General features: G+C 64.5%; 15 protein-coding genes. 11 read left to right on the forward strand and 4 right to left on the reverse strand.

The genetic code is table 11. The features are described 5' to 3' along the window. Nucleotides 1–191 precede the first annotated feature (191 nt). The 6 genes from ACIP1G_RS13000 to ACIP1G_RS13025 all read left to right on the forward strand — a co-directional run bounded on the left by ACIP1G_RS13000 (nucleotide 192) and on the right by ACIP1G_RS13025 (nucleotide 7,184). Nucleotides 192–2,336 (forward strand): methyl-accepting chemotaxis protein, encoded by a 2,145-nt coding sequence (locus ACIP1G_RS13000; protein ID WP_400737424.1) that lies wholly within the window; start codon nucleotides 192–194, stop codon nucleotides 2,334–2,336. 96 nt (nucleotides 2,337–2,432) lie between these two features. Further along, on the forward strand, nucleotides 2,433–3,449 hold the full coding sequence (locus tag ACIP1G_RS13005) for an ABC transporter substrate-binding protein (protein ID WP_400737427.1): 1,017 nt from the start codon (nucleotides 2,433–2,435) through the stop codon (nucleotides 3,447–3,449). Beyond that, nucleotides 3,446–4,300 (forward strand): ABC transporter permease, encoded by an 855-nt coding sequence (locus tag ACIP1G_RS13010; protein WP_400737430.1) that lies wholly within the window; start codon nucleotides 3,446–3,448, stop codon nucleotides 4,298–4,300. Before ACIP1G_RS13005 ends, ACIP1G_RS13010 begins: the two co-directional genes overlap by 4 nt. A gap of 216 nt (nucleotides 4,301–4,516) precedes the next feature. After that, on the forward strand, nucleotides 4,517–5,380 hold the full coding sequence (locus tag ACIP1G_RS13015) for a LysR family transcriptional regulator (RefSeq protein WP_400737433.1): 864 nt from the start codon (nucleotides 4,517–4,519) through the stop codon (nucleotides 5,378–5,380). Nucleotides 5,381–5,620: 240 nt separating this feature from the next. Then, nucleotides 5,621–6,538, forward strand: coding sequence for an AEC family transporter (locus ACIP1G_RS13020; protein WP_400737435.1), 918 nt, complete (start codon nucleotides 5,621–5,623; stop codon nucleotides 6,536–6,538). A 34-nt stretch (nucleotides 6,539–6,572) separates the two neighbouring features. Then, nucleotides 6,573–7,184: a cell wall hydrolase gene (locus ACIP1G_RS13025; protein ID WP_400737438.1), complete on the forward strand. Its 612-nt coding sequence runs from the start codon at nucleotides 6,573–6,575 to the stop codon at nucleotides 7,182–7,184. A gap of 137 nt (nucleotides 7,185–7,321) precedes the next feature. On the opposite strand, the gene ACIP1G_RS13030 is transcribed toward ACIP1G_RS13025, so the two are convergent. Further along, nucleotides 7,322–9,490: a TonB-dependent receptor gene (locus ACIP1G_RS13030; RefSeq protein ID WP_400737440.1), complete on the reverse strand. Its 2,169-nt coding sequence runs from the start codon at nucleotides 9,488–9,490 to the stop codon at nucleotides 7,322–7,324. A 257-nt stretch (nucleotides 9,491–9,747) separates the two neighbouring features. On the opposite strand from ACIP1G_RS13030, the gene ACIP1G_RS13035 reads away from it, so the two are divergent. Continuing rightward, complete coding sequence (locus tag ACIP1G_RS13035; RefSeq protein WP_400737443.1) at nucleotides 9,748–10,599, forward strand: CAP domain-containing protein; 852 nt, start codon at nucleotides 9,748–9,750, stop codon at nucleotides 10,597–10,599. A gap of 92 nt (nucleotides 10,600–10,691) precedes the next feature. Here the strand turns inward: ACIP1G_RS13035 and ACIP1G_RS13040 are convergent, their stop codons facing one another. Continuing rightward, on the reverse strand, nucleotides 10,692–11,666 hold the full coding sequence (locus ACIP1G_RS13040; protein ID WP_400737687.1) for a GlxA family transcriptional regulator: 975 nt from the start codon (nucleotides 11,664–11,666) through the stop codon (nucleotides 10,692–10,694). A gap of 106 nt (nucleotides 11,667–11,772) precedes the next feature. Between ACIP1G_RS13040 and ACIP1G_RS13045 the strand changes: the two genes are divergently transcribed. After that, nucleotides 11,773–12,384, forward strand: coding sequence for a LysE family translocator (locus ACIP1G_RS13045; protein WP_400737446.1), 612 nt, complete (start codon nucleotides 11,773–11,775; stop codon nucleotides 12,382–12,384). A 151-nt stretch (nucleotides 12,385–12,535) separates the two neighbouring features. Here the strand turns inward: ACIP1G_RS13045 and ACIP1G_RS13050 are convergent, their stop codons facing one another. Next, a complete protein-coding gene (locus ACIP1G_RS13050) occupies nucleotides 12,536–13,735 on the reverse strand; it encodes an MFS transporter (protein WP_400737449.1) in 1,200 nt (399 codons plus the stop codon). Nucleotides 13,736–13,839: 104 nt separating this feature from the next. Further along, complete coding sequence (locus ACIP1G_RS13055) at nucleotides 13,840–14,745, reverse strand: LysR family transcriptional regulator (protein WP_400737451.1); 906 nt, start codon at nucleotides 14,743–14,745, stop codon at nucleotides 13,840–13,842. Between the two features lie 117 nt (nucleotides 14,746–14,862). Here ACIP1G_RS13055 and ACIP1G_RS13060 point away from each other — a divergent pair, with 117 nt between their 5' ends. The 3 genes from ACIP1G_RS13060 to ACIP1G_RS13070 all read left to right on the forward strand — a co-directional run bounded on the left by ACIP1G_RS13060 (nucleotide 14,863) and on the right by ACIP1G_RS13070 (nucleotide 19,202). Beyond that, nucleotides 14,863–15,213, forward strand: a complete 351-nt coding sequence (locus ACIP1G_RS13060) for a cupin domain-containing protein (RefSeq protein ID WP_400737453.1) — start codon at nucleotides 14,863–14,865, stop codon at nucleotides 15,211–15,213. 193 nt (nucleotides 15,214–15,406) lie between these two features. Next, nucleotides 15,407–17,824, forward strand: coding sequence for a glucose/quinate/shikimate family membrane-bound PQQ-dependent dehydrogenase (locus tag ACIP1G_RS13065; protein ID WP_400737456.1), 2,418 nt, complete (start codon nucleotides 15,407–15,409; stop codon nucleotides 17,822–17,824). Between the two features lie 109 nt (nucleotides 17,825–17,933). Beyond that, complete coding sequence (locus tag ACIP1G_RS13070; RefSeq protein ID WP_400737459.1) at nucleotides 17,934–19,202, forward strand: carbohydrate porin; 1,269 nt, start codon at nucleotides 17,934–17,936, stop codon at nucleotides 19,200–19,202. The last annotated feature ends 57 nt before the right edge of the window (nucleotides 19,203–19,259 follow it).

Genomic DNA, 19,259 nt, shown 5'->3' on the forward strand with positions numbered 1-19,259 from the left:
AGGCGTTCGCGCGCGAATCCCACAGGAATAATTGGCCCGAAACAAACGTAGGAGCGGCTTTAGCCGCGAAGCGCCGCGCGGGCGGCGCTCGATCTCACAGGCGACACACATCTCCAGCCAGGCACCCGCCAGCCCAACCCAGCCCCCAAAAGCCATAACCCTTACTGCCAAGAAAAAAGGGACCAACCCCCATGCCTTTGCGACAACTTTCCATCCAGTGGAAGATCACCCTGCTCGCCGGTCTCTGCCTGGCCGGCATCGTCACCTTGCTCGTCGGCTTGTCGCTGTACCGCATGGACCACAGCTCGGACCTGGTCAAGGCCAGCAGCATGCAGATGCTGACCGAGGCGGCGCAGTCGCGCATCGAGTCGCAGGGCGAGGTGCAGGCGCTGAACATCCGTCGCCAGTTCATGGACGCCTACCAGTACGGCGCCGGCTTCGCTCGCCAGGTGCTGTTCCTGCGCGAACAGGCGGAAAAGCGCTTTCTCGATGCCTTCGACCTGCGCGAGGACATGACCCGCCAGGTACGCGCCGCCCTGCAGGCCAACCCCGACCTGCTCGGCATGTCGCTGGTGTTCGAGCCCAACGCCCTGGACAACAAGGACAGCCTGTTCGCCGCCAAGGCGGAGCTAGGCAGCAACGAGACCGGGCGCTTTGCCCTGTACTGGTCGCAGCCACGCGCCGGCCAGCTGACGGCCATGGCCCTGCCTGAACACGACATGGCCAACACCGCAGTCGGCCCCAGCGGCCAGCCGGCCAACACCTGGTGGGTGTGCCCGCGCACCTCCGGCAAGGTGTGCGTGGTGGAGCCTTACTTCTATGACATCGATGGCCAACAGGTGCTGATGACCAGCATCGTCTTCCCGCTGGCAGTCAACGGCAAGATCATCGCCACCCTGTCCATCGACATCAACCTCAACAGCCTGCAGGCCCTGAGCCAGGAAGCCAGCCGCAGCCTGTACGAAGGGCGCACCACCGTCGGCATCCTCAGCCCGGTCGGCCTGCTGGCCGGCTACAGCGCCGATGCCGGCAAGCTGGCCCAGCGCTTCGACCAGGTTGACCCGGCCAAGGGCGCCGAGCTGGTACGCAAGCTCGCCGATGGCAAGATGACCATCCTGCACGACCGGCAGCGCCTGAAGGTGCTGGCCGCGTTCCGGCCGATCCCCGACGCCCAGCCTTGGGGCGTACTGCTGGATGTACCGGAAAACGCCCTGACCGGGCCGGCCGAAACGCTGAAACAGGAGCTGGACGCACTGAACACCAGCGGCACCCTGCTGGAGCTAGGCCTGGGCCTGGCTGCGGCAATCGCCGGCCTGCTGATGGTGTGGCTGATGGCCCGCGGTGTTACCCGGCCGATCCTTGGCGTGGCTGCCATGCTCAAGGACATCGCCAGCGGCGAAGGCGACCTGACCCGGCGCTTGACCTACCAGAAACAGGACGAACTGGGCGAGCTGGCCGGCTGGTTCAACCGTTTCCTCGACAAGCTGCAGCCGACCATCGCCGAGGTCAAACACTCGGTGCAGGCCGCCCGCGGCACCGCCGACCAGTCCTCGGCGATTGCCACTGAAACCAGCGCAGGCATGGAGCAGCAATACCGCCAGGTTGACCAGGTGGCCACCGCCTCGCACGAAATGAGCGCCACCGCCCAGGACGTTGCCCGCAGCGCCGCCCAGGCCGCGCAAGCCGCGCGCGATGCCGACCAGGCCACCCGCGAAGGCCTGGCGGTGATCGACCGCACTACCCACAGCATCGACGCCCTGGCCGCCGACATGAGCAACGCCATGGCCGAAGTCGAGGGCCTGGCGCAGAACAGCGAGAAGATCGGCTCGGTGCTGGAGGTGATCCGCTCGATCGCCGAACAGACCAACCTGCTGGCGCTCAATGCCGCCATCGAGGCAGCCCGCGCGGGTGAAGCCGGCCGAGGCTTTGCCGTGGTCGCCGACGAAGTGCGCAACCTGGCACAGCGTACCCAGGAATCGGTAGAAGAAACCCGCCAGGTAATCGAAGCGTTGCAGCACGGCACCCGTGAAGTGGTCGGCGCCATGGACAACAGCCACCGCCAGGCCCAAAGCGGTGTGCAGCAGGTTGGCCAGGCCGTCACTGCGCTGCAGCGCATCGGCCAGGCGGTGACGGTGATCACCGACATGAACCTGCAAATTGCTTCGGCCGCCGAAGAACAAAGCGCGGTGGCCGAGGAAATCAACAGCAACGTGGCAACCATCCGCGATGTCACCGAGTCACTGTCGGGGCAAGCCAACGAGTCGGCGCGGGTCAGCCAGTCGCTGAACAGCCTGGCCAACCAGCAGCAGGCGCTGATGGACCAGTTCCGCGTCTGACGCGATGGGGGCCATGCCGGTGGCCCTCAAGTTGGCAAAGCCTCGTCGTCTACACTTGCCCCCACTGCCAAGGGGTGACGAACGACGAGGTTTTTCATGAAGACAATTCCAGCGCTGCTGGCCGGTCTGCTGTTGACTGTGGGCCTGGCCAGCACCGACAGCGCCGCATCGGCAGAACAGCCAACGCCCATCCACTTTGGTGCCATCGGCTGGGAAAGCGGCGCGCTCACTACTGAGATATTGCGGCTGATCGTGGAGCGCGGCTACGGCTATGCCACCGACACCTTGCCCGGCAGCAGCGTCAGCATGGAGGTGGCCCTGGCACGCGACGACCTGCAGGTAATCGCTGAGGAGTGGGCCGGGCGCAGCCCTGCCTGGGTCAAGGCTGAACAGGCGGGCCAGGTGTTCGCGTTGGGCGACACAGTCAAGAATGCTGAAGAAGGCTGGTGGGTACCGGCCTATGTGATCGAAGGCGATGCTGCTCGCAAGTTGCAAGCCACGGCGCCGGAATTACGCAGTGTCGACGACCTCAAGCGCTATCCGCAGGTATTCCGCGACCCTGAGTCGCCCGATAAAGGGCGCTTTCTCAACAGCCCAAGCGGCTGGACTTCCGAGACCGTCAACAGCCAGAAACTCAAGGCGTATGGCCTGAACGAGCTGTATACCAATTTCCGCAGTGGCTCCGGGGCGGCGATGGATGCCGAAATAAGCTCGGCCATCCGCCGTGGCCAACCCGTGCTGTTCTACTACTGGAACCCGACCCCGTTGATGGGCCGCTACAAACTCATACGCCTGGAAGAGCCGCCGTTCGATGCCCAGGCCTGGGCCACCCTCACCGATGCCAGCAACCCCGCCCCCAAGGGCAGCCGCTCGCTACCCGCGAAATTGTCGATTGGCGTGTCCAAGGCCTTTCGTGAAAGCTACCCGGACCTGGTCAGCGTGTTCGAACAGGTCGACCTGCCCATCGATCGCCTGAACCAGGCACTGGCCGACATGAGTGAAAAACGCACGCCACCGCGCGACGCTGCACTCACCTTCCTGCGCGATAACCGCGAAGTGTGGAAAGCCTGGCTGCCTGCGGACATTGCCGCCAAGGTCGAGGGCAGCCTGTGAACGGCGGCTTCCCGCAAGCCCTGCAGTTTTCCTTTGCCGACAGCGTCAACCGCCTGGTCGACTGGCTGGTGCTGAATTACGGCGACCACCTGCGTAGCGTCTCTGACCAGTTGCTGCAACTGCTGGTCGGGCTGGAGACCCTACTGCGCCTGCTGCCCTGGTGGCTGCTGTTGCTGCTGGTCGGCCTGCTGGCCTGGCACGCCAGCCGCAGCCTGCTGCGCAGCGCGGTACTGGTGGCGTTGCTGGCGCTGATTGGCATGCTTGGGCTGTGGGACAAACTGCTACAGACCCTGGCCCTGGTGCTGGTCAGTACCGGCCTGTGCGTACTGGTGGGGGTACCGTTGGGCATTCTGCTGGCTGCCCGGCCGCTGGCCAGGCGGCTGCTGTTACCGGTACTGGATGTGATGCAGACCCTGCCGGCGTTCGTTTACCTGATACCCGTGCTGATGCTGTTCGGCCTGGGCAAGGTGCCCGCTGTGTTCGCCACGCTGATCTACGCCCTGCCACCGCTGGTGCGGTTGACCGAACTGGGCTTGAGCCAGATCGACCCTTCGTTGCTGCAAGCCGCACACGGTTTGGGCGCCAGCCGCTGGCAGCGCTTGCGGCGCATCGCCCTGCCACTGGCGCTGCCAAGCATCATGGCCGGGCTCAACCAGTCGGTGATGATGGCCTTGTCGATGGTGGTGGTGGCGTCGATGATCGGTGCCCGCGGGTTGGGTGAAGATGTGCTGGCGGGGATCCAGACCTTGAATGTGGGCCAGGGTGTGGAGGCCGGGCTGGCGATTGTCGCCCTGGCGATGGTGATCGACCGGATCAGCCAGGCGTATGGGCGTAGCGGGCGCAACGGTTGACACCGTCCGTTGCAGGAGCGGCCTTGTGTCGCGATGGGTCGCGCAGCGGCCCCACGATTTCAGCTTCGCCGCAGATATTGCCGGGGCTGCTTTGCAGCCCGATCGCGACACAAGGCCGCTCCTACAGGGGTTGGCGCAAGGCAAGATATTGATTGCTGGCGATAGGGCCGGGCCTGACAATACGGCTCTGTCAGCTTGAAACCGGACCTCATCCGCATGTCCCTCAAAGCCCTGCGCACCCTGGTGACCATCGCCCGCCACGGCACCTTCGCCCGTGCCGCCGACTTGCTCAGCCTCACCCCCTCGGCAGTAAGCCTGCACATCAAGACCCTTGAAGACGAACTGCAGGTGACCTTGTTCGACCGCAGCCGCAGGCAGGTGATGCTGACCGAAGCCGGCCAACTGGCAGTGGCCCGCGCCGAGAGCATTCTGGCGGCCTATGACGAACTGGCCGACGCCCTGGCCAGCGGCCCGAGCCTGCGCGGCCGGCTGCGCCTGGGGGCGATCCACACAGTGCTGGCGCGGCGTCTGCCCAAGGCGCTGGTGTGGATCAAGGCCCACCACCCGCAACTGCACATCAGCGTGGCTTCAGGCATGTCGGCGGAACTGGCACGGCGCGTGGAAGACGGCGAACTCGATGCAGCAATCACCACCGAGCCGGTCAGCCCCTACCCGCAGAGCCTGGATTTCACACCGCTGTTCGAAGACCGCTTCTGGGCTATCGCCAGCCCCGAACTGGCCGGGCGCAGCGTGGCGCAGTTACTCGCCAGCCAGCCATTTTTGCGCTTCGACAAGCGCGCCTGGGCCGGGCGGCAGATCGAGCAGGAACTGCGCCGGCAACATTTGCAGGTGAGCGAGCAAATGGAGCTGGACAGCCAGGAGGCCCTGGCGCGCATGGCCGTGATGGGCCTGGGTGTGGCGATCATCCCCATGGCGGATGACGACCTGCAACGCTTGCCGCCGGCTACCTGCCTGCCGTTTGGCGAACCGCAGCTGACCCGGCGGGTGGTGTTGCTGGAGCATGAGAAAAGCCAGCGGCGGCATTTGAGTGCGGTGTTGAAGACTGCGCTGGAGGCCTGAGCATCCATCGAAATTTCTCTGTCTTGCACACCCCCTGTAGGAGCGGCTTTAGCCGCGAACACCGGCGCAGCCGGTGCCATCCACCGCGTCAGCCTCTTCGCGGGTGAACCCGCTCCCACAGGGAAGAATGGTGGTGGCCATGATGCATTTTTTCCTCAACAGTCAGTGCAGAAAACAACGTTTTTCCAAATCATTGCGCACCAGTAGTCTGTGCCCGTACCCGACCTCGGAACGCTGACCATGCTGCACCTGCTGCTGACCACCCTGCTGCCGATCATCCTGCTGATTGCCCTGGGCACCTTCCTGCGCCTGCGTGGCTTTCTTGCCGAAAGCTTCTGGCCCGGCGCCGAGCGCCTGAGCTACTACGTGCTGCTACCGTCGCTGTTCCTCCACGGCCTGGCCACCGCCAACCTCGATGGCGTACCGGTGCTGGGCATGGTCGGCGCACTGATGCTCTCTACCCTGGCCGGTGCCGTGTTGCTGGTGCTGTACCAGGGCGCGGTGAACCATGACGGTGCCGACTTCACCTCGGTGTTCCAGGGCGGCATCCGCTTCAACAACTACATCGGAGCCACCCTGGCCGCCGGCATCTATGGCAGCGCCGGCATTGCCCTGGCGGCAGTGGCCAATGCTGCCATCGTGCCCCTGGTCAATCTGCTCTGCGTGCTGGTGTTCGCCCGTTTCAGTGCCCGCCACAGCTCGCCGGCCATTGTGCTGCGCGCCATCTTCGCCAACCCGTTGATCGTCGGTTGTGCGGGTGGCCTGCTGCTGCGGGTGACAGGGCTGGGCTTGCCTGCGGGTATCGAACCCACGGTCAAGGCCTTGGGCCAGGCCGCCCTGCCACTGGGCCTGCTGTGCGTCGGCGCGGCCCTGGGTGGCGCCCGCCTGGGCCAGCAGGTTCGCCCGTTGATGGCGGCTTCGGCGTTCAAGTTCCTGGTAATGCCACTGACCACCTGGGGCCTGTGCCGCATGCTCGGCCTGACGGGCCAGGCAGCAGTGGTGGCCGTGCTGTTCCAGGCATTGCCCACCGCCTCGTCGTCTTATGTAATGGCCCGGCAAATGGGCGGTAACGCACCGCTGATGGCTACCATCATTGCCCTGCAGACCGTGGCTGCTGCCGCAACCCTGCCTTTGGTACTAATGCTTACGCTTGGCTAGACTGAGAATCAGCCCACAGTTCGGAAGCTTGCCCATGCGCTTTTGGTGGATGGTGATCGGTTTGACCTCGGCCCTGCTTGCAGGCCCCTTGCACGCAGCCGACCCAGCCAAGGCCGCTGTCGCCGAGGACAAGGCCGAAGTGCTGGAAGAAAAGGTAGTCAAGGATGCCGCGCCGCCGAAAAAAGCCGAGACGCTGACCCCAAGCGAAGCACAAGCAGTCGACCCCGCCGGCAAGGCACCGATGGACGACAGCATCACCTGCCTGGCCCGCACCATCTACTGGGAGGCCAAGGGCGCCGACGCCGAGGACATGACCGCCGTGGCCAGCGTGGTGCTCAACCGCCTGGGCCATGATGGTTTCCCCGACACTATCTGCGGTGTGGTCAAGCAGGGGGTGGAGAGCAAGGCCTGCCAGTTTTCCTGGTGGTGCGACGGGCGCTCCGATCTGGTCGAGGAAACGCGGCGCTACGACATTGCCAAGGAGATTGCGCGCAAGGCGCTGAACCAGCAATTGAAAGATCCAACGGGTGGCGCGCTGTACTTCCATGACCGCAATGTGCACCCAAGCTGGGCCAAGGCTTACCGCCGTACTGCGCAGACTACGCACTTCCTGTTCTACAAGCCGAACCAGGCGTTGGCGCGGTGAGTTGCCTTCAATCGGGAGAAACTACCTTGCGCGATCTTTGTGGGGCTTCAGCCGCGAACACCGGCAACGCCGGTGCCATGCACCGAGTTGGCTGCTTCGCGGGTAAACCCGCTCCCACAGGTACCGCGCAGGGTGCATCAGAAATCGATCGTCCCCGAGAACTTGACCAGCCTTGGGTCGCCCTGGGTCAGGTAGCCGCCATTGGCCGATGCCCAGTAATTCTTGTCGGTCAGGTTTTCCACATTCATGCGCAAGGTGACGGCCTTGTCCTGCACCTTGAAGCTGTAGCGCGCGCCCACATCGAAGCGGTTCCAGGTCGGCAGGCTTAGCGTATTCGACGGGTTGGCATACTGGCCGCCAGTGCGCAACATACGGGCGTTTACCGCAACACCCGGCAAGCCCGGCACATCCCAGTCGACACTGGCATTGAGCTGGAAGGTTGGCACCCCGACAGCATGGTTGCCGTCGTCGGCGCCGTTCTGGGTGTTCTTCAGCTCGGTGTCCATGCGCGTGCCGCCAGCCATCAGGCGCAGCCCCTGCAACGGCTCACCAAAGACACTCAGTTCGATGCCTTTGTTGACCTGCTCGCCATCCTGGACAAACACATTACCCTGGACAAAACCGTCGGTAGGCCGCTCGATACGGAACACTGCCAGGTTGGCGCCAAAGCTCTGGTAGTCGAGCTTGACGCCCGCCTCCACTTGCTTGGTCTTGGCCGGCGGGAACACTTCGCCGATGTTGACGATACCCTGCCCCGAAGCCGTCGCGCCCTGGGCCAGGCCCTCGATGCGGTTGGCGTACAGCGAGATCGACGGGTTGACCTTGTAGACGATGCCATACACCGGGGTGGTGACCGCTTCGTCATAGAACGCGTTGCGCCCCAGGTCCGCGCCTTCGCCATCGTAGGCGTAACCTTCCACCCGCAGTTGTTGACGACGCACACCGACAGTGACAAGCAGGGTGTCATCGAACAGGCCCACCGTGTCCGATACAGCAAGGCTGCGGTTGCGCGTCTTGCCGGTTACCCCGGGGTCATCCAGCTTGCCGCCGGTGAAGGTTGGCGTAGTTGGCCTGGGCAGCGGGTCGGTGTGATAGATGTTGGTGTTCTGCGAGTTGTAGAAGACAAAGGCGTTTTCCTGCTGGGTCCAGATGCTGGCGGCGCCAAGGTTCAGCTGGTGGCTGACCGGCCCCGTCTGAAAGCGGCCATTGATGCCGCCCATGAGGGTGCTGTTGTCTTCGTTGTGGGGGATTTCCGAGCCGGCGATGGTGGCAGCGCCGCTGGCTGCATCGGTGAGGATCGGCGTGCCATAGAAGCCGTTCTCGTGGGTGTGCTTGAGGCCCCCGGCAAGGTAAGCGCTCCAGTTGTCGTTGAAGTCGTAGTCGGCACGCACCATGCCGAAGGTGTCCTCGGTTTCGGTCCACGACCAGTCCTGGCCATAGTTGTGGTCGGCATCCGGCGCGCGGGGAATATCCGTCAGCCCAGCCCCAAGGCGCACGCTGTTGCGCATGTGGTTGACCCGTTGCTTCTGGTAGCCGATGTCGGTGGACAGGCGCAGGTTGTCACCGCGGTAGTCGAGGCCGACGATGAACAGCTTGCTGCGCTGGTGCTGGTCGTCCACCGCCGTTTCGCCTTCGCGCTGCGACAGGTTCAGGCGTACGCCAAAGCGGTTGTCTTCGCCGAAGCGCTGGCCGAGGTCCAGGTGCTCGCCGAGGCGGCCATCACTGCTGATGTCCTGAGTGTAACGCCGCGTCGGGGTATCGCCGGCACGCTTGGGTTGCAGGTTGACGTTACCGCCCAGGCCAGTACCTGTCGGGCTGGCACCGTTGAGGAAGGCATTGGGACCTTTCAGCACCTCGACCCGCTCGACGGCATCGGTGGAAATCATCTGCCGCGGTAGCACGCCATACAGGCCGTTGAACGCCACGTCATCGCCGTTGAGCGGCAAACCACGAATGACAAACACCTGCGACTGGTTACCGAAGCCGAACGACTGGCGCACCGACGGGTCATTGAGCAGCACATCGCCAATGTCTTCGGCCTGCTGGTCCTCGATCAGTTGCGAGGTGTAGCTGGTCATGGTGAACGGCACGTCCATCATGTCCTGGTTGCCCAATATGCCCATCTGCCCGCCCCTGGCTACCTGGCCGCCAGCGAACGGCTCTGGCGGTTCGCCCTTGGGCCTGGCCGCCTCGGCGTTGACAGCCGTAGCATCCAGCTCGATGACCTCATCGGCCGACTGGGCAGGGATTGCAACGGAACAGCACACAGCGAAAAAGGTCGATTGATACAAGCGGACTTGTGCCATGAAAGGCTCCCGTTAATAGGATTGCAGCCTTCCTGGCAGAGTGGGAATTAATTGCGTTTGAATACTGTTTCTAGCCGATGTTACGAATGATTACCAAGTGATAGCACTTTTCCGCCGACCAGTGGTCTACTCCCTTTTTACCGCCAGCAACGATTGCCGGCGCTTTCATTGCTTTGCACCACCTCGGGCCAAAAGCCCCGGGCTTGTGTAGGATGAGCAGCGCACACCACGACGCTGCCAGCCATAGGGAGATCCACATGCGCGTCCTGTCATCCGTTGCCGCCCTGTCGCTGGGCCTGGTCGTCTCGACCGGGGCGCTGGCTGTTACCGGCGAAGAGGCGCAGCTGATCGATTCGATCAATGTCTACCGCAGCAAGGCCCAGCCCTGCGGCGGTGAGGCGTCGCTGGAACTGCCGCCGCTGAACAGCGATACCCGCCTGGCGCTGTCGCCAGAAGGCACCCGCGACCTGCAGCAGGCCATGAGCCGCGCCGCCTACCCCATGGTCAACGTCCAGGCCATCAGCCTGTCGGGGCCGCGTGATGCGCGCGCGGCCATGCATGCCATCGAAGAAAGCTTTTGCCAGGTGGTGCTCGACCCGCAGTTCGTCGATATTGGCGTCAGCCAGGAGGGCCGCGACTGGCGCATCGTTCTGGCCCGGCCGTTACTCAGCGGCCGCCTGGGCGACTGGCAGGCCGAGGGGCAGAAGGTGCTGCAGGAAATCAACGCCGCGCGCAAGGTACCGCGCCAATGCGGCGGCCAGCCGTTCGCCGCCGCCCCCGCACTGAGCTGGAGCACGGTACTGGCCGGGGTCGCCGCCAACCACACGCGGGCCATGGCCAACCAGAACTTCTTCGACCACATCGACAAGGATGGCCGCACCCCCGGCGACCGGGCGGAACTGGCCGGCTACCTGTATCAGCAAGTCGGCGAGAACATTGCCGCCGGGCGTGACACCGCGCGCAAGGTGGTGGATGGCTGGCTGGATAGCCCGGGGCATTGCGCCACGCTGATGAACCCGGACTTCCGCGAAATGGGTGCTGCCTATGCGGTAGACCCGAAGAGTGATGCAGGCATCTACTGGACCGGGTTGTTCGGTACACCGCAATAAGCTGGTCTCGCAAAACTACACATAACTCATTGAGTTAGCAGGAACACTGTGGGAGCGGCTTTAGCCGCTCCCACAGGGAACCGCGCTCGGCTTCAGAGAGGGTTTGTGCCTGTACGTAGCTCCAGAGCCGTACAACCAAACCGCCGCCGTACACATTTGCCCAGATAACTGGCATCGCCCAGGCCCACCTCATCGGCAATCTGCGCCAGGCTGTGGCAGGAGTTGAGCAAACGCCAGCGTGCCTGCTGCAAGCGCATCTCCAGCCACCAGGCCTTGGCGCTCATGCCGTGGCTGGCCTGGAACTGTCGGTCCAGCTGGCGCCGGCTGATGCCCAGCTCCTCGGCCAACTGCTCCACCGCCAACGGCGTGCCCAGGTGATGACGCATCAACGCCTGCGCCCGCTGCACCTGCCGCCCCTGCCCGGCCGCCAGCTCCAGTGAGCGCAGGGCATGGCGGCTGTCGCGGGTTTCGTCCACCAGCATGTCGGCCAGGCCCTTGAGCGCACGGGTTCGCCCGCAGGCGCGTGCCAGCAGCGCGACGGCCAGGTCGATGGCTGCAGTACCGCCGGCGCAGGTGATGCGGCTGCCGTCGATGCAATACAGCTGCTCGCGCAGTACCTGCAACTGCGGGAAGGCGGCACGAAACTCGGCTTCGTGGCGCCAGTGCACCACCACCTTGTGCCCCTGCAGCAGCCCGCAGGAGGCCAGAAGGAAAGCGCCATTGTCGACCCCCACCAGCTTGACGCCGGCTTTGCCAGCCTGCCTGAGCAACGCCTGGTAGCGTGGCGCCAGCGCTGCAGTGGCCATGGCGTTGCGCCCGCCAAACACCACCAGGTAATCGAAACAGCTCAGCTCAAGCTGACCTGCAACCGCCTCTACCTGCACCACCGCGCCACTGCTCGACGGTACCGGATCGAGGCTGAGCCCTGCCACGGTCCAGCTGCAATAACGCTGCTGGCTGTAGTCCTCATCGTCGGCGCTGAAGCGCAACTTGTCGAGGAAGGCGCCGAATGGCAGCAGGGCAAAATCCGGTAACGGCATGATCAACAAGCGGATGTCGGGCGGCATGGCATTGCGTCCAGAAACGACCATTCAATGTCCAGATCATACCCTGCCAGCGAGTGCCTTGCGCCATAGACTGGCGCCCTCCACATCAACAAGGCATCTCCCCCCCATGGCACTCGACACCTGGCTCATCTACCTGCTGGCCAGCATCGGCCTCTCGCTGACCCCAGGCCCCAACAGCCTGCTGGCGCTGACCCACGGCGCCCTGTATGGCGCACGCCGCACGTTGTTCACCATCGTCGGCGGCGTGTTCGGCTTCAGCGCCCTCATTGCCCTGGCCATGTTTGGCCTTAGCGCCTTGCTGCAGGCTTCGGCCTCGGTGCTGAGCGTGCTCAAGTGGGTGGGGGGTGCTTACCTGATCTGGCTGGGCATCCAGCTATGGCGCAGCCCGGGCCTGCACCTGGAACTGACCGAGCGCAGCGCTCGGCTTGGTAATGCTGGCCTGTTCCGCCAGGGCCTGCTGTCGGCCATGGCCAACCCCAAGGTGTTGCTGTTCTATGGCGCGTTCCTGCCGCAGTTCATCGACCCGCAGCGTGGGCTGTTGTTGCAGTTCGTGGTGATGGCGGCGACCTTTGCCAGCGTCGAATTCCTGGTCGAATACCTGCTGGCGCGGTTGGCGTTCCGCATTCGGCCTTGGTTGGCCAAGGGTGGGAAAGGTTTCAACCGCTGCTGCGGTAGCTTGTTTGCCTTGATTGGTATCGCCTTGCCGCTTGGCCGATAACGCCCAGGCTATCGCGATCCCTGTAGGAGCGGCCTTGTGTCGCGATGGGGCGCGCAGCGGCCCCGGCGGTTTGTGCTGTGACGGAGATCGCCGGGGCCGCTGCGCGCCCCATCGCGACACAAGGCCGCTCCTACAAGGGCCGCGTTACCGTTCAGGGACGGCGCGCTTTGGCCAGGAAGATGAGCAAGGCAACACCCGGCAACGCAGCCGCCACCAGCGCCACGCCCTGCCAGCCAAACTGGCTGAACAGCGCACTGGCCACTGCCGACCCGAACGCTCCACCAAGGAAGATGCTGGTCATGTACAGCGCATTCAGCCGCCCGCGGCTGGCCGGGTCCAGTGCGTACACTTCGCGCTGGCCAATGACCATGTTCATCTGCACCGCAAAGTCCAGCAGCACGCCGGTTACGCCCAGGCCAATCATGCTATAACCCGGCACTGTCAGCCCCAGCAACAAGGCCACCGGCGCCAGCAGCAGTGCCAACAGCGAACCCGCCCGGGCATGCCCGGCATCGGCCAGGCGGCCGGCCAAGGGTGCGGCGACCGCGCCTACCGCGCCAACCAGGGCGAACACAGCAATCTGGCTCTGCGACAGACCATGCTCACCGGCCAAGGCCATCGGCACTGCGGTCCAGTAAAGGCTGAACGCGGCGAACATCAATGCCTGGTACAGCGAACGCTGGCGCAGCAGCGGGTATCGGCGCAGCAGCGTAAGCAACGACAGCATCAGCCCGGCATAGCTGGCCTTGTGCTCGGGCCGCCGCTGCGGCAGGGTCAGGGCCAGCAGCAGGATGATCGCCAGCATCACCGCAGCAGCGCCAATGAACACCGCGCGCCAGCCAAAGTGGTCGGCCACCAGGCTCGACAACGGCCGCGCCAGCAGGATACCCAGCAGCAGGCCGCCCATGATGTTGCCGACCACCCGGCCGCGCTGCTGCTCCGGCGCCAGGTGCGCCGCCAGCGGGATCAGCATCTGCACCGCCACCGAACTGAAGCCGATCAGCAGTGCATAACCCAGGAACAGCTGGCCCTGGCCACTGCTGCTGGTGCCTGCCAGCAGCAGGCTGACGCAGGCCAGCACCGCGGTGGCCACCATCAAGCGGCGGTTTTCCAGCAAGTCGGCCAGCGGTACCAGCAACAGCAGGCCCAGGGCATAGCCCAGTTGGGTGAGGGAAACGATCAGGCTGGCATGCTCAGTGGACAACCCCAGGTCCGGGGCGATCAAGCCGACGATGGGCTGGGCATAGTAGATATTGGCGACGATCGCGCCGCAGCAGAACGCCAGCAGCACGACCAGGGCCCGACTCAGGCCGGCGGCTGCCGGTTGCGCTGCAGCAAGGGAAGGATTCATGCGAGGTTCCTCGACAAGGGTGGAATATGTCGGCCACCTTACCGATGCGCGTCAGCGTCGAGAATCCGGCCTTGGCGCAACGCGCCTTTGCGCACTGCGCAACACTAGGTGCTGCGCTTTAACAAGTTTTCGCAAAAGTCGATGAAGGCCTTCACCCGCCTTGAGCCCCGGTGATTGGGCAGGTACAGCGCATTGATGCTGTCATTGGCGGTGCCTGGGCTGGCCTGCCAGTCAGGGAATACCCGCTGCAGGCGCCCGCCTTCGACATCCTCGCGCACCAGCCAGTCGGCCAGCAGCGCGATGCCACTACCGCCCAGTGCGGTTTCGCGCAACATGTCGGCGTTGGCACTGCGCAGAGGCCCGCTTACATCGAGTTCAAGGCTTTCCTGGCCGAGGGACAGGCGCCACGGCCGCGCCTTCTGGCCGTAGCGAAAGCGCAGGCAGGCATGGTCAAGCAATTGCCGGGGATGTTGAAGCGTTTCACGCCCGGCCAGGTAGGCCGGGCTGGCAACCAGCCAGCGCTGGAAGCGACCGAGCGGGCGGCACACCAGTTCGTCATTCGGCGAGGGGTCGCCCAGGCGAATCGACAGGTCATAGCGCCCGTCGAGCAGGTCATCCAGGCGGTCGCTGAGGTCGATGTCCAGTTCCAGCGCCGGGTACCGCGCCAGAAACGGCCCCAGGTGCGGGGCGATGACCCGCCTGCCGAACTCCACTGGCAGGCACAGGCGCAGCACGCCGACCGGCTCTTCACCGCGATCAGCGACGCTGGCATCGGCTTCGTCCAGCGCCTCGAAAATGCCCCGCGCACGGTCGTAGTAGCGGGCACCGGCTTCGGTCAGGCTGACCTGGCGGGTCGAGCGGTTGAGCAAGGTGGTGCCCAGCGCTGCTTCCAGGGCATCGACCAGGCGCGTCACCGACGATGTCGCCAGCCCAAGCCGGCGCGCGGCGGCAGAAAAGCCCTGGGCATCGACGGTGGCCACGAACATCTTCATCGCCAGGAGTTTGTCCATTTGCGGCCCGCTTCCCAAAACTCGGAAAGTTCTTACAAACAGCCGGGCGGGTCAAGAAGCGCGCTGCACGACGATTGCGTCCATAGTGGAATCTCTCACTTTCAGACAAGGCTTCCCATGACCCCAAGCAACCTGCTGGCTGCCCTACCCCCCTGTGACCCCACCCGTGCCGAGCATGTCGACGAACTGCTCAGCCGCCCTGGCGTGCGTGTGGAGCGTATCGTCTCCAGCGGCCAGGCCAGCCCGCCCGACTTCTGGTACGACCAGGCCGAGGGCGAATGGATCGTGCTGCTCAGCGGCGCTGCCGGTCTGCGCTTCGAGCATGAGCACCACACCCGACTGCTGGCGCCCGGCGACTGCCTGGAGATCCCGCCGCACTGCCGCCACCGCGTGGAATGGACCGCCCCCGGCACGGCCACCATCTGGCTCGCGGTGTTCTACAGCAGCAGCACCCCATGGCCGGCGTGAAAATGAAATGCAGATTGCATAACCGGCATGAACACCCTGTTTAATGCATTTTTCACTGCCTGATCTAAACTTTTAGCCACACCTTGGCAAGTTCAGCCCTGCGACAATCAGCCTCACAAAATAATGTACCAACTTGTTAATTAGCAAGCTAAGGGCTTAAACTGCGCGCATTCCACCTGCTGAGATCCCTGGCATGAAAGAAACACCGCGCGCCACTGGCGCCACAAACATCATCCTGATCGGCCTGGGCGTGGTCATCGCCCTGCTCGGTCTCCTCCTGGCTGCTGGCGGCGTCAAGCTCGCCGGCCTGGGCGGTTCCTGGTACTTCCTGATCGGCGGCCTGGCCATGGCCATCGCCGGTATTCTCATCGCACGTCGCAAGCAGGCTGGTGCCTGGCTGTACGCGCTGTTCCTGGTCGGTACTGCCATCTGGGCACTGATCGACGCCGGCCTGGTATTCTGGCCGCTGTTCTCGCGCCTGTTCATGTTCGGCGCAATCGGCATGGTGGTGGCACTGGTCTACCCGCTGCTGGCGCGTGCCAACGGCGCCAGCGCCGGCCGTGGTGCCTACGGCATTGCCGCAGTCATCGCAGTGGTGTTGGTGATCGCCGCCGGCAACATGTTCGTTGCCCACCCAAGCGTCGCCCCTAACGGCAAAGGCCCAGGCATGACCCCGGTCGAAGCCGGCAAGGAGCAGAAAGACTGGGCCCACTACGGCAACACCGAAGGTGGCAGCCGCTTCGCCGCGCTGGACCAGATCAACCGCGACAACGTCAACAAGCTGAAAGTGGCCTGGACCTACCACACCGGCGACGTGGCCATCAGCGACGGCAACGGCGCCGAAGACCAGCTGACCCCGCTGCAGGTCGGCAACAAGGTGTTCATCTGCACCCCGCACAACAACCTGATCGCCCTTGATGCCGACACTGGCAAAGAGCTGTGGAAGAACGCGATCAACGCCCAGTCCAAGGTCTGGCAGCGTTGCCGTGGCATGGCTTACTTCGACGCCACGGCCGCCATCGCCCAGCCGACCCAGCCGAACAGCTCGCCAATCACCGGCGGCAGCGTGGCGGCTGGCGCCAACTGCCAGCGTCGCCTGCTGACCAACACCATCGACGGCCGCCTGATTGCCGTCGACGCCGACACCGGCGAGTTCTGCCAGGGCTTTGGCAACAACGGCCAGGTCAACCTGATGGCTGGCCTGGGCAATGTGCCGGACTCCTACTACCAGCTGTCCTCCGCACCGCTGATGGCCGGCACCACCGTGGTGGTCGGCGGCCGCGTCGCCGACAACGTCCAGACCGACATGCCAGGCGGTGTGATCCGTGGTTTCGACGTGATCACCGGTGAAATGCGCTGGGCCTTCGACCCGGGCAACCCGGAAGACCGCCAGGCACCGCAGGGCGATAGCACTTACGTGCGCAGCACGCCGAACAGCTGGGCACCGATGTCCTACGACCCGGCGATGAACACCGTGTTCCTGCCAATGGGCTCGTCGTCCACCGACATCTATGGCGTTGAACGCAACAAGCTGGACCACACCTACGGCGCTTCGGTGCTGGCCCTGGACGCCACCACCGGCAACCAGAAGTGGGTGTACCAGACCGTGCACAACGACCTGTGGGACTTCGACCTGCCGATGCAGCCGAGCCTGATCGACTTCACCAAGGACGACGGCAAGTCGGTGCCTGCGGTGGTGATCGGCACCAAGGCCGGGCAGATCTACGTGCTCGACCGCGCCACCGGCAAGCCGCTCACCCAGGTCGACGAAGTACCGGTCAAGCCAAGCAACATCCCGAACGAGCCGTACTCCCCAACCCAGCCGAAGTCGGTGGGCATGCCGCAGATTGGCGCGCAGACCCTGACCGAATCGGACATGTGGGGCGCTACCCCGTATGACCAGCTGCTGTGCCGTATCGACTTCAAGAAGATGCGCTACGACGGCCTGTACACCGCGCCGGGCACCGACCTGTCGCTGAGCTTCCCGGGTTCGCTGGGTGGCATGAACTGGGGCAGCCTCTCCACCGACCCGGTGCATGGCTTCATCTTCGTCAACGACATGCGCCTGGGCCTGTGGATCCAGATGATCCCTTCGCAGAACAAAGGTGGCGCAGCTTCCGGTGGCGAAGCGTTGAACACCGGCATGGGCGCAGTACCGCTCAAGGGCACCCCGTATGCCGTGAACAAGAACCGCTTCCTGTCGGTTGCCGGTATTCCGTGCCAGGCGCCGCCGTTCGGCACCCTCACCGCCATCGACATGAAGACCCGCCAGGTGGCCTGGCAGGTACCGGTGGGCACCGTTGAAGACACCGGCCCGCTGGGTATCCGCATGCACCTGCCGATCAAGATCGGCCTGCCAACCCTGGGCGGCACCCTGTCGACCCAAGGCGGCCTGGTGTTCATCGCCGGCACCCAGGACTTCTACCTGCGCGCCTACGACAGCAGCAACGGCAACGAAATCTGGAAGGCTCGCCTGCCAGTGGGCAGCCAGGGCGGCCCGATGACCTACGTCTCGCCGAAGACCGGCAAGCAGTACGTGGTGATCACTGCTGGCGGTGCGCGCCAGTCGACTGACCGTGGCGATTATGTGATTTCTTACGCACTGCCGTAAGACCGCGTCGCCTGCTTCGCGGGTAAACCCGCTCCTACAGGGACGGCACCGGCCGTTGTAGGAGCGGGCTTGCCCGCGAATGGCCCCAAAGACAACTCGAGACTCAGCAATGCCATCCGCAATTCGCATCACCCCCACCCTGCTGCTGGCCCTGGCCAGCACGACCGCCCTCGCCAACGATGACCTGCTGACCCGCAGCACCATGACCGGTGACTGGGGCGGCCTGCGCCACCAGCTGGAAGATGACGGCGTCAAGTTCACCGGCGACTACAGCGGCGAAACCGCCTACAACGCCCACGGCGGCCTGCACCGCTCGGCGCGCTATTCGCAGAACCTCAAGCTGGGCGTGCAGTTCGACCTGTCGAAACTGTATGGCCTGGACAACGGCGGTAAAGTCCAGCTGACCATCAACGACCGCCGCGGTAATAGCGCCTCAGAAGACCTGGTAGGCAACCGCCTGCCGATCCAGGAAAACTTCGGTGGCTTGTACACCCGCCTGACCGAGCTGAGCTACGAGCGCACCCTGTTCACCCCGGCGCTCAACGTCAAGCTGGGCTATATGGCCATGGGCAACGACCTTGGCGGGCTGGACAGCGGCATCCTGTGCAACTTCATGAACGCCGGCTTCTGCGGCCACCCGCTGAACATGTCCGGTGGCAGTGGCTGGACCAACTACCCCAACGCCCACCTCGGCGTGCGGGTGAAGTACGACCTGTCGCCGGCCTGGCAGCTGCGCGTGGCGGCGTTCAACGTCGACCCCGAGAGCAACGGCAATTCCAGCCGCGCCTGGCACCTGGGCCCCAAGCACACTACCGGCACCGTGGTGCCGGTGGAGCTGGTGTACAAGCTGCAGGGTGAACTGCCGGGCGAGTACAAGCTGGGCTACTACTACGACAGCTCCGACGTGAAACGCATCGGCAGCGACGACGAAGTATCCGGTCGCGGTGGTCACTACCTGCTTGTCGACCAGGCGGTGTGGAACGACCAGGCCTCGCCGGGCCGCAGCCTGCATGCCTTCGGCCAGTACTCGGCGTCGAGCAAGGCAGCCTCGCCATTCACCAAGTGGTACGGCGCCGGCGTGGTGCTGTACAAGCCGTTCGAAGACCGCCCGAAAGACACCGTGGCGCTGGGTTATGGCCGCGCCGTACCTAACCCGCGTAGCCGCGATGTGCTGGAAGATACCGCGTTCAACGCTGGCCAGCAGTTCCCCGATATCGACAGCGCCGAGCAGCTGATCGAGCTGAGCTATGGCTACCAGGCCACGCCGTGGCTGAATCTGCGGCCGGATGTGCAATACATCATCGAGCCGGGGGCGTTCTCTGGGAAGGACATCGACAACGCGTTGGTGGTTGGCCTGCAGGTCAAGGCTACCTTCTGAGTCGCCGGGGCCGCGTTGCGGCCCATTCGCGGGTGAACCCGCTCCTACAGGGATACC

Origin of the sequence: Pseudomonas sp. NPDC089392, from assembly GCF_044749595.1 — a bacterium.
Lineage (GTDB): Bacteria > Pseudomonadota > Gammaproteobacteria > Pseudomonadales > Pseudomonadaceae > Aquipseudomonas.

Coding starts and splice junctions, on each gene's coding strand:
- ACIP1G_RS13020 (WP_400737435.1), top strand. CDS start 5,621: ATGCTGCACCTGCTGCTGACCACCCTGCTGCCGATCATCCTGCTGATT.
- ACIP1G_RS13050 (WP_400737449.1), bottom strand. CDS start 13,735: ATGAATCCTTCCCTTGCTGCAGCGCAACCGGCAGCCGCCGGCCTGAGT.
- ACIP1G_RS13055 (WP_400737451.1), bottom strand. CDS start 14,745: ATGGACAAACTCCTGGCGATGAAGATGTTCGTGGCCACCGTCGATGCC.
- ACIP1G_RS13065 (WP_400737456.1), top strand. CDS start 15,407: ATGAAAGAAACACCGCGCGCCACTGGCGCCACAAACATCATCCTGATC.
- ACIP1G_RS13040 (WP_400737687.1), bottom strand. CDS start 11,666: ATGCCGCCCGACATCCGCTTGTTGATCATGCCGTTACCGGATTTTGCC.
- ACIP1G_RS13005 (WP_400737427.1), top strand. CDS start 2,433: ATGAAGACAATTCCAGCGCTGCTGGCCGGTCTGCTGTTGACTGTGGGC.
- ACIP1G_RS13025 (WP_400737438.1), top strand. CDS start 6,573: ATGCGCTTTTGGTGGATGGTGATCGGTTTGACCTCGGCCCTGCTTGCA.
- ACIP1G_RS13035 (WP_400737443.1), top strand. CDS start 9,748: ATGCGCGTCCTGTCATCCGTTGCCGCCCTGTCGCTGGGCCTGGTCGTC.
- ACIP1G_RS13060 (WP_400737453.1), top strand. CDS start 14,863: ATGACCCCAAGCAACCTGCTGGCTGCCCTACCCCCCTGTGACCCCACC.
- ACIP1G_RS13000 (WP_400737424.1), top strand. CDS start 192: ATGCCTTTGCGACAACTTTCCATCCAGTGGAAGATCACCCTGCTCGCC.
- ACIP1G_RS13070 (WP_400737459.1), top strand. CDS start 17,934: ATGCCATCCGCAATTCGCATCACCCCCACCCTGCTGCTGGCCCTGGCC.
- ACIP1G_RS13015 (WP_400737433.1), top strand. CDS start 4,517: ATGTCCCTCAAAGCCCTGCGCACCCTGGTGACCATCGCCCGCCACGGC.
- ACIP1G_RS13030 (WP_400737440.1), bottom strand. CDS start 9,490: ATGGCACAAGTCCGCTTGTATCAATCGACCTTTTTCGCTGTGTGCTGT.
- ACIP1G_RS13045 (WP_400737446.1), top strand. CDS start 11,773: ATGGCACTCGACACCTGGCTCATCTACCTGCTGGCCAGCATCGGCCTC.